The 14617-nt window shown below is 61.4% G+C and carries 17 protein-coding genes; 10 read left to right on the forward strand and 7 right to left on the reverse strand.

Translation table 11 applies throughout. The annotated features are described in order from the left end of the window. Positions 1-22: 22 nt before the first annotated feature. Positions 23-1012: a DUF1499 domain-containing protein gene (locus O6760_RS30385; protein WP_269583391.1), complete on the reverse strand. Its 990-nt coding sequence runs from the start codon at positions 1010-1012 to the stop codon at positions 23-25. A gap of 192 nt (positions 1013-1204) precedes the next feature. On the opposite strand from O6760_RS30385, the gene O6760_RS30390 reads away from it, so the two are divergent. From O6760_RS30390 to O6760_RS30400, 3 genes are all read left to right on the forward strand, one after another. Beyond that, positions 1205-1642 (forward strand): hypothetical protein, encoded by a 438-nt coding sequence (locus tag O6760_RS30390; protein ID WP_269583392.1) that lies wholly within the window; start codon positions 1205-1207, stop codon positions 1640-1642. 279 nt (positions 1643-1921) lie between these two features. Next, entirely contained in the window at positions 1922-2065 is a 144-nt protein-coding gene (locus O6760_RS30395) for a hypothetical protein (RefSeq protein ID WP_269583393.1), read from the forward strand. 33 nt (positions 2066-2098) lie between these two features. Continuing rightward, a complete protein-coding gene (locus O6760_RS30400) occupies positions 2099-3199 on the forward strand; it encodes a magnesium transporter CorA family protein (protein WP_269583394.1) in 1101 nt (366 codons plus the stop codon). Between the two features lie 27 nt (positions 3200-3226). On the opposite strand, the gene pdxH is transcribed toward O6760_RS30400, so the two are convergent. Beyond that, positions 3227-3862, reverse strand: coding sequence for a pyridoxamine 5'-phosphate oxidase (pdxH, locus tag O6760_RS30405; protein ID WP_269583395.1), 636 nt, complete (start codon positions 3860-3862; stop codon positions 3227-3229). 78 nt (positions 3863-3940) lie between these two features. On the opposite strand from pdxH, the gene O6760_RS30410 reads away from it, so the two are divergent. Both O6760_RS30410 and O6760_RS30415 read left to right on the forward strand, forming a co-directional pair. After that, entirely contained in the window at positions 3941-4408 is a 468-nt protein-coding gene (locus tag O6760_RS30410) for an RT0821/Lpp0805 family surface protein (RefSeq protein ID WP_269583396.1), read from the forward strand. Between the two features lie 199 nt (positions 4409-4607). Continuing rightward, complete coding sequence (locus O6760_RS30415) at positions 4608-5600, forward strand: J domain-containing protein (protein WP_269583397.1); 993 nt, start codon at positions 4608-4610, stop codon at positions 5598-5600. An 81-nt stretch (positions 5601-5681) separates the two neighbouring features. Here the strand turns inward: O6760_RS30415 and O6760_RS30420 are convergent, their stop codons facing one another. Then, positions 5682-6173 carry an SRPBCC family protein gene (locus tag O6760_RS30420; RefSeq protein ID WP_269583398.1) on the reverse strand — a complete coding sequence of 164 codons (492 nt, stop codon included), beginning with the start codon at positions 6171-6173 and terminating at the stop codon, positions 5682-5684. Between the two features lie 11 nt (positions 6174-6184). Further along, a complete protein-coding gene (locus O6760_RS30425) occupies positions 6185-6538 on the reverse strand; it encodes an ArsR/SmtB family transcription factor (RefSeq protein ID WP_269583399.1) in 354 nt (117 codons plus the stop codon). A gap of 99 nt (positions 6539-6637) precedes the next feature. On the opposite strand from O6760_RS30425, the gene O6760_RS30430 reads away from it, so the two are divergent. After that, the gene (locus O6760_RS30430; RefSeq protein WP_442969841.1) at positions 6638-7159 is read left to right on the forward strand and encodes a MarR family winged helix-turn-helix transcriptional regulator; all 522 of its coding nucleotides are present in this window, start codon (positions 6638-6640) and stop codon (positions 7157-7159) included. 2 nt (positions 7160-7161) lie between these two features. Beyond that, positions 7162-7872, forward strand: coding sequence for a GNAT family N-acetyltransferase (locus O6760_RS30435; protein WP_269583401.1), 711 nt, complete (start codon positions 7162-7164; stop codon positions 7870-7872). Here O6760_RS30435 and O6760_RS30440 read toward each other — a convergent pair. Continuing rightward, positions 7869-8486 (reverse strand): GNAT family N-acetyltransferase, encoded by a 618-nt coding sequence (locus O6760_RS30440; protein WP_269583402.1) that lies wholly within the window; start codon positions 8484-8486, stop codon positions 7869-7871. The genes O6760_RS30435 and O6760_RS30440 overlap by 4 nt on opposite strands. Positions 8487-8723: 237 nt before the next feature. Here O6760_RS30440 and O6760_RS30445 point away from each other — a divergent pair, with 237 nt between their 5' ends. Beyond that, on the forward strand, positions 8724-9077 hold the full coding sequence (locus O6760_RS30445; protein ID WP_269583403.1) for a hypothetical protein: 354 nt from the start codon (positions 8724-8726) through the stop codon (positions 9075-9077). Positions 9078-9119: 42 nt separating this feature from the next. Here O6760_RS30445 and O6760_RS30450 read toward each other — a convergent pair whose 3' ends face one another. Together O6760_RS30450 and O6760_RS30455 are read right to left on the reverse strand one after the other, a co-directional pair. Then, entirely contained in the window at positions 9120-10442 is a 1323-nt protein-coding gene (locus O6760_RS30450; protein ID WP_269583404.1) for an NAD(P)/FAD-dependent oxidoreductase, read from the reverse strand. Between the two features lies 1 nt (position 10443). Further along, entirely contained in the window at positions 10444-11769 is a 1326-nt protein-coding gene (locus O6760_RS30455; RefSeq protein ID WP_269583405.1) for an NAD(P)/FAD-dependent oxidoreductase, read from the reverse strand. A gap of 203 nt (positions 11770-11972) precedes the next feature. Between O6760_RS30455 and O6760_RS30460 the strand changes: the two genes are divergently transcribed. Continuing rightward, positions 11973-12203: a hypothetical protein gene (locus O6760_RS30460; RefSeq protein WP_269583406.1), complete on the forward strand. Its 231-nt coding sequence runs from the start codon at positions 11973-11975 to the stop codon at positions 12201-12203. A gap of 6 nt (positions 12204-12209) precedes the next feature. Beyond that, on the forward strand, positions 12210-14588 hold the full coding sequence (locus O6760_RS30465; protein ID WP_269583407.1) for a fatty acid cis/trans isomerase: 2379 nt from the start codon (positions 12210-12212) through the stop codon (positions 14586-14588). Positions 14589-14617: the final 29 nt, after the last annotated feature.

Genomic DNA, 14617 nt, shown 5'->3' on the forward strand with positions numbered 1-14617 from the left:
CCGACCGCACATGGCGCGCAGCCTATCCTTCCAGATCGGTCTGGTCGGGCCCGTCCGCGACGGGCGCGTCCTCCTCCTCGAAAAAGGGCTTGAACCCCGGCAACGGGATTGTCTCGCGCGGCTCCACGGCAGGCTCGGGCTGCAGCTCCTCCTCCTCCACCTGGCTCTCGTCGACCGCGAGCCGGGAGAGATCGCCATACGTCTCCAGAAGCACGCGGTCGATCTCGGCGAATACACTGCGAATGTGATCCGCGTTTCCCGTCAGGTCCTTGAGCGGTGTGCGGGACCGGGCGCGAACATCCAGGAGCGCGCCCACAGGATCGGGCCGGATGCGAAGGACCACATCCGTTTCAAGTCCCAGGAGCTGCGAAGAGCCTTCCGCCTGCAGGCGCGTGGCGGCATCGAGCAGGTCGGGCGGCAATTCGTCCACGACCTGCCAATTCAGGCCTTCCAGCGCCTTGGCACCGGCGGCGTGCAATTGCGCGGTCGAGATGCGATACCGTCTCGAAACGATGTCCGCAAAACGCGCGGGCTGCCTATCGGCCTGCAGACGCCCGTCCTGCGCCGCACCGGTAAAAGCGGGCCAGACATGTTGTTCAAGCGCATCGTCAAACCATGCCAGAAAGGGTTGATCTTCCGCGATGGCCCGCAACTTGATTTCCGGCGGTTGCGCGGCGTCCGTCGACAGGTCATGCGCACCGGGACGAAGGATCAGTATGCCGACGACCAGCGCGGGCGGCCCGAGCGCAAGCAGGCCGAAGACCGTTCCGGTCAGCGCGGCGGGAACGCCTGGCCCTCCCCTGGCCCAGATGCGGTTGAAGGCGTAAAAGGCAAGCGCGAGCGCGCCCAATGCGATGACCGCGGCCACCATGAGCGACAGAACGAAGACGTCTGCATCGATCAAGCCGAAGCGTTTTGCCAGGAACGCGGTCGCGGCAACGGCCAGGCCGATGGAGCCCAGCTTGCGGCTGGCAGGAGCCGCGGAGGTGCGATAAACGGCGTAGCGCTTCATGTTGTCCCGTCTTGCCATGCGAACACGCGGCCATAACGGACGGCCGGACGTGACCTCATTGTTTGTTCGTATACGGCCCAAAAGTCAAAAATGAACTTCACTTCCGCGTCCGACGGCGCATAAATGTTCACAGGGCAACACGAAATCCGCACTGGCGGACAAGCAGCAACCAGTCGAAATTCGGGGTGGGGAATGACCGGAATACGCTCCCGTCATCCGGCAGAAGGGCCGGATCACCGGAGAAGCAGGAGACCCGGCAGCGCCGGCCGGTTTCCAGCTGCGCTGTTCCGTCCCGGATATGTCAATATCTGCCTGTGCCACCTGATGGTCCTGGCTCTTCTGACAGTGCCGCTTGCCCTGGCGATTTCCATTCGCTACGCGGCCCCCGAAGGCCGCTGCCTGGAGGCTCACTACCTCTATCTCCGTACAACGATTGCCGTTCTCGTGATCGGCACCGGAACCGGCGGCCTGTTGATCCTCTTCGGTGCACCCCTGTCGTCGGGCTTGATGCTTGCAGGCCTGGGCCTGATCGCGGCAACCCTGACGCTGACCCTTGCGCGCTGCTGCAACGGGTTCTGCCGGGCCCTGCTCGGCCGCCCGCTTCGCAATCCGAAAAGCTATCTTGTTTGACCCGGCGAGACCGCCTTCAAAGGTAAGATCCGCCATTTGGTAAATAAAACCTTACCTCAATACTTCATTTTCATCTCCTTTTCGTTACATCTTGTTATGGTTTTTGACTGGCCGTTTTCCGCCATCAGGCGCATGCTTTAACCGTCGAAATCAGGAATCGACAGACGCAAGGGCAACATGCCCTTCCTTTGCCGCATTTGGATACGACATGCACGCGGCCCGCGGAAACCAACTCTCAACCAGTATGCGGGCCCTGGTAATGAAAAACGGACCTGACAAATGTCTGAGCAAACCAACCGCCCGACCCAGTCCAATTCGGCCGACGCGAAACTTGTCAATCTCTACAAGCCGGTCGGAATTGCTGCACTCAACGCGGCGGCGCTGTGCCGGAAACCGGCCACGGTGACGAAAAAAGGCAAGTAAACCGCCTCGACCCGGCGGCACCTGATCATCTGATTGCCGGACCGGGCAACGGTCCGGCCCGTGCCGCCTGAAGGCCGCTCGACGGTTGCCGAGACAGGGCCACTTGGGCAAACTGCCGCCGACAAGGGCACGCTTCGTGTCCATGCGGAGATTGCCGAAATGATCATTGCCTACTGTCCCTCGGTCAATGGCCTGGAGCGCGTTGAACTGGCGCCCGGCGATTCCTTGCCCCCCACCTCCATCTGGATCGACCTTGTCGCGCCCACCCAGGCCGAGCAGCAATCGGCCGAAAAGCTGATGGGCGCCGAGATTCCGACTCGCGAGGAAATAGCTTCGATCGAGACGTCGGAGCGGCTCTATCTGGAACCGGGTGCTGTCGTCATGACGGCACAGCTGCCCATTGCCACGCGGATGATCGATCCGGCCCTGTCTTCGGTGACCTTCGTTGTCAACGCAAAACGGTTGGTGACGGTGCGCTACGGCGAGCCCAGATCGATCTCGCTGGTGTCGAAGAAGGTGCAGGGTGACAAGACCATCGCCCACAAGGGGCCAGCGGTCCTGTTCGCGATGCTGGACATCATCGTCGACCGCTGCGCCGATGAAATGGAGAACGCGTCCGCGCGTTATGACGATCTCGCCGTCGAGGTCTTCGGCGAAGGGCTCAACACGCGCAAGACCGCGAGTTACCAGATCGCCATCAAGCGTCTGGGACAGGTCGGCCTGCATGTTTCCAAGATGCATGACGTGTGCACGAGCCTGTCCAGGATGCTGCTCTACATGAGCACCAACGCCAAACGGCTCGGCCTTGACGAGCAACAGGTCGCGGACTGCAAGATGTTCGGCCGCGATATCCACTCGATCAAGGAGCACGGCGACGCCCTCGACAACAAGCTGTCGTTTCTGCTGGACGCCACGGTCGGTCTGGTCACGCTCGAGCAAAACCAGATTTCCAAGATCTTCACGGTGCTAGGGCTGGTTTTCCTGCCGCCCACCCTGATCGCGTCGATCTACGGAATGAACTTCACCAACATGCCCGAACTGGAATGGCAGCAGGGTTTCCTGTTTTCCATCGGAATGATGCTGGTCTCGGTCGTTCTGACCTTTTTGTTCTTCCGGTGGAAGCGGCTGCTCTAGGCCGTAGTGACCTATTAAATTGTGTATTCAGGGATACAGCCGCACTTTCGACCAGGGCTGATCCGGCCCCGTGCGGGTGAACTGAACCCTGTCATGCAGCCGGAACGGCCTGTCGTGCCAGAATTCGATTGATGTCGGCACGAGCCGCATGCCGGACCAGTGACCGGGCCGCGGAATTTCCCCGATGCCAAACCGGGCGGTGTATTTGGCAACTTCCTTTTCCAGCGCGAAGCGGCTTTCCAGCGGCCGGGACTGTTTCGATGCCCAGGCCCCTATCCGGCTGCCGCGCGCACGCGACTGGTAATATTCGTCGGCTTCCTCGCCGGAAACCTCAACGACATTTCCCCGGATCCGGACCTGCCGGCGCAGGGACTTCCAGTGAAAACACATAGCCGCCTTGCCGGAGGCCAGAAGTTCACGGCCCTTGGCGCTTTCGAAATTTGTGTAAAAAACGAAACCGCCTTCATCGAAACCCTTGAGCAGCACCATCCGCACATTCGGCAGGCCGTCCTCGTCGACTGTCGCCAACGACAAAGCGTTCGGATCGTTCGGTTCGGACGCCTTGGCGTCTTCAAGCCATTCAGAAAAAAGGTCAAACGGTTCCACAACCTGTGTGAAGTCACCTTTTGTTAACTCTTCCGGCGGATCTTTGAGGTCTGTCATCGGTAACCTGTCGAAGGAATTGACGCCCTGCAGCCAGGCAAGCACATGCCGAATACGGGGCAGTCTCGAGATGTTTGTATGCGTTCATATACTGGCCGGCACATCAAGATCCACCCCCTTGCGGCAATCCTGCTTGTGGCAGGCACCGCCCTGGGTGGCTGCAGCCAGGTCTCCGTGCCGGTGGGCAGCAACAACATCGATACGCCAACGGTCCTGACGGGGTCGATCCCCTCCGCGTCCGACGTCGCATATTCCGACATCAGCGAAGGCGACCGCGGCATCATCGCCGCGCATCTCGATTCGCTCAGCGAAGACCTGTCGGACGTCCAAACCGTTGAGACCCTGTCCGTGTCCTGGCTGAATTCCGTCAGCGGCAATTCCGGAACCGTTTCCCGCATTGATGTGTCCTTGCTTGGCGATACCGGCTGCCTGTCCTTCCGCACAACAGCCAACACCATTGCCGGGATCAAGCTTTACGACGGTTCGGCCTGCCGGGACGTGACCCAAAAGTTTGCCGTCATCTCGCTTACCGTTTCCGACGCTTGAATAGCAGGGAAAACCTGCTTAAACCGGGAAGTCTTCAATCCGGTGCGGAGGTCTGGAATTTTTTCCTATCCATCCCGATATAGAGGGCAAGTCCGGCCAGGCCCGGTCGCCACAGTCCGGCTCTCCTGCACCCAAATTCGGCAGGGACAGCTGAGCATGGGACGCCTTGCCGGAAAATCTAGGAAACCTGGTGCAACGAATGCGTGATCCCTACAGCGTTCTCGGGGTGGCGAAATCCGCCAGCGAGGGCGACATAAAAAAGGCCTTCCGAAAACTGGCCAAGAAATACCATCCGGATCAGAACAAGGACGATCCGGAAGCCCAGAAGCGTTTCTCCGAAGCCAACCAGGCGTATGAAATCGTTGGCGACAAGGAAAAGCGTGCCAAATTCGACCGCGGTGAAATCGACGCGGAAGGCAAACCGCGCTTTCAGGGCGGCGGTTTCGACGGCTTTTCCGGATATGAGGATTTTGGCGCGGCGGGCGGTACCCGTGGGTTCCGGTCCGGTGGCGCACGTCCGGGCGGCAGTTCCGGCGGCGGCAGTTTCGACGATATTCTCAACGACATCTTCGGAAGTTTCGGCGGCGGCGGGCGTGCACGTAGCGGCGGCGGCGAAGGCTTTGCCGGCGGGGCGCGCGCAAAGGCCGCGCCCAAGCAGAAAGGCAGCAATGCCGAGATCGTTGCCCGGGTGTCCCTGGAGGACATTGTCAACTCCGGCAAGACCCAGGTTACGCTGCCGAGCGGCAAGACCGTCAATGTCACGCTTCCCAAGGGGGTCGTGGAAGGCGAGAAGATCCGTCTCAAGGGGCAGGGCCATCCGGGAGAAAACGGTGGTCCTCCAGGCGACGCCATGGTGGAAATCCGGCTGAAACCGCACAAGCTGTTCGAGGTCAAGGGATCGGATTTGCATCTCGACCTGCCGCTGACGCTCTACGAAGCGGTGCTGGGCGCCAAGGTGCGGACACCCACGCTGTCAGGGGCGGTCAGCCTGACCATTCCGGCCAATGCCTCCAGCGGCAAGACCATGCGCCTCAAGGGAAAGGGCCTGCCGACCAAGAATGGCGGCCACGGCGACCTTTTGGTCAAGCTGCAGATCATCATGCCGCCGCATGGCGACGATGAGCTGGACACCCTGATGAAGGCCTGGAAGGAAATCACGCCCTACAGGGCACGTGGACCGGAGTTCGACTGAACCGGCCACAGCAAAGTGCCAAGGACCAAGTGCCGCCGTGAGGCGGCACTTTTCGTTTGGGCGGCAAGACACGGCGCCCGGTCAGGCCTGCAGTTCTTCCAGAAGCTCGGCCAGCATCTCCATGCCCTTGCCCCAGCCCTTGTCGAGGCCACTTATGGCGCCGGCGAAACAGGCGATTTCGGCGTCGGTGGCCTCGTGGGGTGTCCAGACCAGCCGGACATCCGTTTGATCGCCCTCCGTTTGAAACGTCACCGTGGTCAGGAGAACACGCGGCCAGTCGGGCATCATCGGATTGGCGGAAACGTTCCAGTCGGCGTCCGAGACAGAATGCAGCCAGACGAGTTTTTCCGGTTCGACCACTTCGGTGTACTCGACCCGTTGAAAGTGGGAGCCGCCTCCGAATTTCATCTCGTTGAGCCACAGGCCGCCTGGCCTGACATCCAGCTTGTGGATGACCGTTTCGACCCCTGGCCCGTACCAGCGGGCCAAAAGGTCCGGCTCCGTCCAGCTTCGCCAGACAAGATCGCGGGGCGCATTAAAACGTCTATCAAGTATGAATTCCGGCAAAGCCACTTTTCGTCTCCCTAACGTTCAACGTTTTTGAGTTCTTCCAGAAGCGCGTCGAGCTGGTCGAAGTTTGATGACCAGAAACGCTGAAACTCCTCAAGCCAGGCGATCGCCTCCTTCATCGGCGCGGCATTCAGCCTTGCCGGTCTGGATTGCCGCTCGACACCGCGCGTGATCAATCCCGCCCTTTCCAGCACTTTCAGGTGTTTCGACACAGCGGGCTGGCTCATCTCGAATGGTTTGGCCAGCTCGTTGACCGGCGCTTCTCCGGCGGCAAGCCTTGTCAGGATCGCCCTGCGTGTGGGATCGGCGAGCGCGGAAAATACCGCATCGAGATTGCCGCCCTCCATTTCATAACCAACCTGTTCCATAACCAAATAGTTATATTACAAAGCGGCCCGTGTCCAGCCACGGTTGCGATTTCTTTCATGCCATGTTATATAACTTGTTATGTTTATAAGGACAGTATGATGGAAGATGTCGTCCGCGCGCTCGGTTATGCCACGCTTGGCAGCCGGTTGAAGCGCATAGGTGAAATGCTGCAGGCACAAACACAGGACCTGACAAGCGAACTTGCCGGAACAGACCTGCCGACACCACAGAACCCGGTGCTGGCGGCACTTGACCGGCAAGGCCCCTTGAGCATCGGCGAGCTGGCCCGGGTCCTCGGCCAAAGCCAGCCGGGCGTGACCCGCATGATCAACAGGATGAAATCCGACGGACTGGTGGCCGCCCGGCCCCATGAAGACGACCGCCGTGTCAGCACCATCGCCCTGACGGCCAGGGGACGAAACCTCGTCGACCACCTGAAAGCGACGCTGTGGCCGGCAGTGTCACTCGCTGTGGCGGATGCCTGCAGGGATCTGGACGGGGCGTTGCTCGATCAGCTCGATCAGCTGGAAACCGCGCTTGCCGACAAGACACTCAGTGCGCGCCAGACGGGACAGCCTCTGCCTGACTGGGACACCCTGACCTCCGCCGAGGAGCAATAGAGATGCACGACGCCATGACTGAAACGGCGGAAAGCGCCCTGATGCGCGTGATCTGGTCCGCGCTCACCACCCGGCAGCGGGGGTTTGTGCGTGGCGGCAACCTCGCCCGCCGGTTCGACCCGTCCGTCTCCCCTTTCGCCGCATCGAAAGACAATTCTCCGGAAGCCCTTGAAGAACTCGCCGGATTGATCGGTCCGGGTGAGGACCACGTCTATCTGGTACAGGCCGAGGACATCGCGCTTCCGCGAACGCTGGTGGCGGACGTGACGGCCGCGGGCATCCTGATGACACAGACACAGATGCCAAAAGCCACCGCTCCCACCGCTCGCATTGTCCGGCTCACCGAGGCCGACATTCCCGAGATGGTGGCGCTGGCCGAGCTGACCAAACCCGGCCCCTTCACGCCGCGCACGCCGGAACTTGGTCCCTTTTTCGGCGTCAAGCTCGACAACAGGCTCGCAGCCATGGCCGGGACCCGTCTGAACCTGACCGGTTTCACCGAGATCAGCGGGATTTGCACCCATCCGGATTTTCGCGGGCGCGGACTTGCGTCCGATCTTGCCGTCCATGTCGCCGCCGCCGTGCGGGCAAGTGGAGATACCCCATTCCTGCATGCCTACGCGGACAATCACGGCGCCATCGCCCTCTACCGCAAACTTGGCTTCGAAATCTGGCGGGAGGTGAATGTCGCGGTAGTTCGCAGGGCCTTTTAGAGATGACGCCCGCACCAGATGGTCCCGCTGTCCCGAACCGCCCCCACCGGCTCGAAGCCCCGTGCTTTCCAGAAGGCCAGCCCAGCCTTGTTCCGGGCGTTGACCCCGGCGTGAACCGATGACACGGCCTGCCCGCGTGCCTCGACCGACCAGGCTGCAAGCAAACGGCTTCCCAGCCCCTGCCCTTGTGCACGCGGCAGAAGGTTCATGTGAATGTGAGCCGGATAAGCCTCGACGACGTACTCCGGCACCATAGCGGGATGGTGGATCGACCGGATCCGGCGTTCATCTGGCGTCCAGCCGGCCGGGTCGCCGGAAGGGTCCGGATAGCGTTGCCGCAGGGACGGCCACCAGTCGCGCTCCAGGCGGCGTTCACAGGCCCGGGTGTCGGCGGCCCCGACCGCATAACCAAGTACGCCGTCACGGTCCTCGGCAACAACACCTATGAACCCGTCGAGCGCCAGATAGGGGCCGGCATAGATATGGCCGATCAGCCGGCTGTCGCGGTAAAGGCCGGTCGCATCCCGGCCTGCATCGCCGGTCTTCAGGCAGATCTCATAGGCCGCCTCCAGATCGCGGAACTCCGCGGAACGGACCCGAACTGTATCATTCATGATCGGTTGTCTCCGCCTTTCAAAAGGGAGTGCCGTCGCTTACCAACCAGACACGGCTGCAGGGTTCAACGCATTTCTGGTCCCGGGCATATCGGCCACACGCCGACACTGTCCTGCACGTCCCGCACCCTGACTGGTTGCAAATCGCGCTTTCGCTCTTTAAAGACACTCCTGTTATAAATTACAGGGGCTACTATGCGTATTTTGTTGACATGTCTGTTTGTTTTGACTTTTCCGGTGATGGCTCAGGCGGACACGTTCCGCGAAACCGTTCCACGCAACAAGGCAACCGTTGTGGGTTCGAGGGCGACGACGCTGCCGGGTTGCGTGGCCGGTGTCCCGCCCAAGATGAAGGTCAGGCAGGCTCCGAAGCACGGCAAGGTCAGCTTCAAGCAGATCAATGGCAAGCTGAATGAAAAATCAGGACGCTGTGCCGGCAAACCCGTCAAGGGAACCCTGGTGATCTACAAGCCCGACAGGGGCTACAAGGGCGAGGACGTGTTCAAGGTGGGTTTCGTCATGGACATGTATGAGGCCGGCTCCGGCAAGATCCGGAACGTGGTCGACAAATACATCATCAAGGTAAAATGACCGGCCAGATCAAATGATCGTGGCCCGCGCCGGGTCTCTGTTTCAGCGATCCCGCCAGCCATACCACCAATAGGCCCCCTGGAGATAAAGCTTGCGCAGAGCCGGCAACGGAAATTTCCGGAAAGGCCTTTGCAACGGTGCGGGCAGGTCCTGCTGGCGAAACTTGCCGGTGATCAGGCCCGCGACCTTTTCACCCGAGATCGACGCCATGGCGATACCGCTGCCGTGCCAGCCCATGGCCGCATAGACACCGTCAAGGCCCGGCACTTCGCCGACAAACGGGGTCAGCGACCGGGACAGGCAGACATGGCCGTGCCAGCTGTAGTCCGGTTCGATACCCGCCCAGGCCGGGAACATCGTGCTGAAATCCGCACGCGCGCGCTTTTGCATCGCTGCCAGCGCCGACGGGCTTTCGAATATGCCTCCGCGTGTCCCGAACAGGAAACGGCGGTCGGGCAGCAGACGGAAGTAATGCAGCAGGGTTCTGGTGTCGGCCGCCATCGTCTCCGATGTCCATCCCTGAGCCGAAAGCTCCGCCTCGCTCAGGGGACGGGTCACCTGAACGGATGACATCACCGGCAGCGTGCGTCCGTGCAGCCACCTCGGCACATTCTCGTTTGCATAGCCGTTGGCTGCGAGCACGACCTTTCTTGCCCGCACGAAACCGTGTTCCGTTTCAAGGTTCCAGCGGTCACCGTCCCGGGTCAGCCCGGTAACCGGCGTTTTGCCAAAGATCTTGCCCCCTGCCCGGCGCACGTGGTCGGCAAGCGCCTGGATGTAGGCCATGGGATTGAGCGCAAAGCCATAGGGCATGTGCATGCCACCATGGAATCCCGGACCGCCATAGCCTTCCGCCTGAAGGTCTTCGCGTGACAGCATCCGGGCCTTGATACCGAAATTTTCCTTCAGAAAGCCGGCTTCCTCGCGGAGCGCTGCAACATCCTTCGGCCGGTGGGCCAGGTAGATCTCACCTTTCGAGTGGCGGTCCGCCCCGACGCCCCAGCTGTCCAGCCTCTGGGCGACCAGATTGATCCCGGCCACCTGGTAGGCGACAAACTTGCGGGCCTCCTCGAGGCCGAATTTCCGGATCAGCTGTCGCTCATCGAGCTTGGTTCCGCCAAGACAGCAGAAACCGCCATTGCGCCCGGAAGCGCCGTAGCCGACATGCTCGGCTTCCAGAACGCAGACGGACACGCCTGCCTGCGCCAGCTTGAGCGCCGCGCTCAGTCCCGCAAACCCGGCGCCGATGACGGCAACCTCGAACATGGCATTGCCGATCAGCTGCCTGTCCTGTTTCGGCGGCGGGACACTCGCTTCCCAAAAGCTGCCGACGGTCCGGCGCGGTTCGTTACGGGTCTGCAACACGTCAGAACCCCAGCCTGTCGCGCAGGGAAAACCACGTCATGGCCAGAACAAGCAACGGGAACCGCAATCTGTCGCCACCGGGAAACGCGGGTATATCCAGCTTTTCAAAAACATCGAACCGGCCGGCCGTTCCGGCAACCGCTTCCGCCAGGAGCTGGCCGCCGAGCGTCGCCATGGCGACGCCGTGTCCGGAATAGCCCGAGGCTGTCAGCATGTTGGGGGCGAGCCGCGCGAAATAAGGCATGCGCTTGGGCGTGATCGCCAGCGTACCGCCCCAGCCATAATCGACCGCAACGTCTTCCAGCTGCGGAAAGATCTCCAGCATCGGTGAGCGGACAAAGGCCTTGATGTCTTCCGGAAAGCGATATCCGTAGTTCTCGCCTCCCCCGAAGAGCAGACGCCGGTCGGCGGACAGCCGGAAGTAGTTGATCACGAACTTGCTGTCGGCGACGGCGGCATTGTTCGGAATGATCGTCCTCGCCTCGCATTCCGAAAGGGGTTCGGTTGCGACGATGAAATTGTTTATCGGCATGACATGTGCGGCCGTCTCGCGGTCAAGCCGGCCGAGGTAACCGTTGCAGGCCAGGATCAGATGATCGGCGCGGACCTCGCCGCGTTCCGTCTTCACGGTGACGCGCCCCGTGCCCTTGCCTTCAATCCCGGTGACCCTTGTCTCCTCGAACAGCTTGGCGCCGGCGGCATCCGCGGCCCGTCCGATACCGAGCGCAAAATTGAGCGGATGCAGATGACCGGCCCCCATGTCGAGTGAACCGCCATGGTAGCGCGGGCTGCCGACGTGGTTGCCGATCTCGTCGCCGCCGATGAAACGGATGTGCTCATAGCCGTAGACGAGCCTGAGATGTTCCACGTAGTCGCGGCTTTCGGTGACGAAGCTCTTGCGGTGGTCGGCATGGAGGATGCCGGGGGTGTAGTCGCAATCGATCTCGTTCCTTGCGATCAGGCTCTTGACCAGGGACTTGGAGTCTTCGGCAAGATCCCAGAGCAACCTTGCGTGGGACTTGCCGTGGCGCTCTTCCAGAACAGTCTGTTCGACCCTCTGCCCCGAGCCGACCTGGCCTCCATTGCGTCCGGACGCTCCCCAGCCGATCCGGTTCGCCTCCAGCAAAATGACATCCAGTCCCCGTTCGGCCAGGTGCAGGGCGGCGGAAAGCCCGGTATATCCACCTCCGACAATGCAGACGCTGCAGCTTCGCGGCCCTTCCAGCGGCGGATGCGTTGTTGTCCAGTTCGCTGTCGTGGCATAATAGGACGGAGCATGCTGGCCCGGGGTGTCATTGGCTGTCAGGAGATCAAGCGCAGTCAGCATGTCAGATCCCCGGCTCCTTTTTCAACAAGATTGGATGCGACCCAGATAGCATGGTCACAATCCCTTGTTCAGCGGCTGGTTTCAAGGTGTAATCAATTCAAGGCGGCCAGGTTTTGCGTGGTTTTGCAAGCTCTTGAGGCTGTCGTAGCGTCAAGTTACCGTCACCTGCCAGCGCCCGAATGACGCAAAAGGAAGGCAAAATTTTGTTTGGACCCGTAGAACACCCCTGGTTTGATCCGCTTTGGCGCAGGATCGTGCTTGTCGCCTTCTGTGCAGGCTGGACCGGCGTCGAATATTCATACGGCAACACGACCTGGGTTTATATCATGGCCGCGATCACCGCTTATGCCGGCTGGTCCTATCTCGTCGCCTACAAGGGGCCGGACCATCCGGATCGCGTGACCCGGCCGAGGATGGATGAGGACGAAGGCTAGTTCTTCATGACCCCGTGCACAGGCCTGTCGTTCGGTTCGTGGCTGAAGCGTCTCCGCCAGACAACCGTCTGGCGCCGGCCGGCAGTGTTGCCCGCTGTCTCGCTGGTGCTGGCAACGGCCGCAGCTGCGCAGGAAGCGGCACCACCGATCCAGGACGTCCTGAACAAGCGCTGCGTTGTCTGCCATGGCTGTTATGACGCCCCCTGCCAGCTGAAACTGTCGTCACCGGACGGCTGGGCGCGCGGGGCAAGCAAGCAGAAGGTCTACGATTCCTCACGGCTGGAGGACGCCCCGATGACGCGGCTCGGCATCGATGCGAGGTCCGTGCCCGCGTGGCGGCAGAAGGACTTCTTTTCCGTGACCGACAACGCCGGCGGCCAGTCGGTTCTCGAGAAGCTTTTGCGGGCCGGACGCGATACGCCCTTCAAGCTCGGCGCGCCGCTTCCGGACAGCATCGACATCTCGACGCTGCGCAAGAATGTCTGTCCGGCGCATGACGGCGTCAAGGAATACCTGGGAGATCATGCCCAGGGCGGAATGCCCTTTGCCATGGCGCCGTTGCCGGATGTCGATTTTCAGAATCTCATCACCTGGGCCGCGGCAGGGGCGCCCGAACCACCCGCTCCGCCGGAGCTGCCGGAAGACGTCACGCGGCAGGTCGACACATTCGAAGCCTTCCTGAACGACGACGCGCTCAGGGCCCGGCTGGTGGCGCGGTATCTTTACGAGCACCTGTTCCTGGCCCACCTGCATCTGGAAAAGGACGATCCCAGGCGGTTTTTCCGGCTGATCCGCTCGCGAACACCCTCCGGAGAGCCACCGGAACAAATCGCGACGCGGCGGCCGTTCGACGCTCCTGGCGGGCCATTCTTCTACCGGCTCGTGCCGCTCACAGGCACGATCCTGCACAAGGAGCACATGATCTACGAGATCGGGCCACGGCGGCTCGACCGGTACCGGCAGCTGTTCCTGGATGACACCTGGACCCTTGACGCACTGCCCGCCTATTCGACCGCCGCGGGCGGCAATCCTCTGTCGACGTTCCGGGCGATTCCGGCGCGCAGCCGTTACGGCTTTCTCCTCGACGACGCACTCTACTTCGTGCGCTCGTTCATCCGGGGTCCGGTCTGTTACGGCCAGGTGGCCGTCAACGTGATCGAGGACCGGTTTTGGGTGTCCTTCCTGGATCCGGACGCGGATCTGTCTGTCACCGATCCCGCTTATCTTGAACGGGCCATTCCTATTCTCGAATTGCCGGTGGCGATATCCGAGAGCAAGGTCAGCGATCGCCTGAAGAGTTTCCTCCAGCTCGGTCCGGTCAAATACCAGGCGTTCCGGCAATCGCGATACGCCCGCAAATATGCCGCCGAAGGTGGGCCGGACTATTCGGATATCTGGAATGGCGAGGGGCACAATTCCGATGCCCGGCTGACCATCTACCGGAACTTTTCCTCCGCGTCGGTGACGACCGGGTTCACCGGCTCCGTTCCGGAGACCGCCTGGGTGATCGATTTCCCGCTGTTCGAGCGGATCTACTACAATCTTGTGGCCGGTTTCGATGTCTTCGGCAATGTCGAGCATCAGCTGACGACGCGTATCTACATGGACAGCCTGCGCCGGGAAGGCGAGCGGATTTTCCTGTCCTTTCTGCCACCCGATCAGCGCGAGCAGCTCCATGAAAGCTGGTATCAGGGACCGCTGGTCAGTCTTGTCGATCTCTGGAAGGAAAGTGCCCTCGACCAGACATCTCCGTCTGGCATTGCCTTTCAGAGCAGTGATCCGAAGGCAGAGTTCCTGACCCATCTGCTTGCAATCGATCCGGAACTCTGGCCGGGCACGGATCCCATCAACCGTTGCAGGGGCGACGCCTGCGCGCCCGCAGACACGATCGCCGGACGGCTGCGCCCGCTCACCGTGACGCCCGCCCCGTTCGCAAAGTTCCTGCCGGACATCGCCTTGCTCCTGGTCGAAACCACCGACGGTGACGAGATCTTCTCTCTGGTGCATGACCAGGCACACTCGAATGTCGCCTTCATCTTCAACGAGGACCTGCGCCGGCAGCCAGAAGAGGACAGGCTGACCATCGTTCCCGGACAGTTCAGCAGCTATCCGAACTTCGTCTTCCGGGTTCCGGAAGACCGGGTTGACGCGTTTGTCGCCGCGGTCCGGCAGATCAGGACCCAGGACGATTATCTCGCTGTCATCAAGGTCTTTGGCATTCGCAGGACAGATGAGGACTTCTGGTCGATCTATGACCGGATCCAGGCCGGCCTCAACGCCCAGGACGCTGTCGAGGCCGGGCTTCTTGATCTCAACCGCTACCGGGACCCCAAGGCCCTGGATCCGATCGAACGCCTTTTCGAATTCACCTTCAAGGTGGAATGAGCAGCGGCTGACAGCCACTTTTCGGGGTG

It is taken from the genome of Roseibium sp. Sym1, from assembly GCF_027359675.1.
Lineage (GTDB): Bacteria > Pseudomonadota > Alphaproteobacteria > Rhizobiales > Stappiaceae > Roseibium.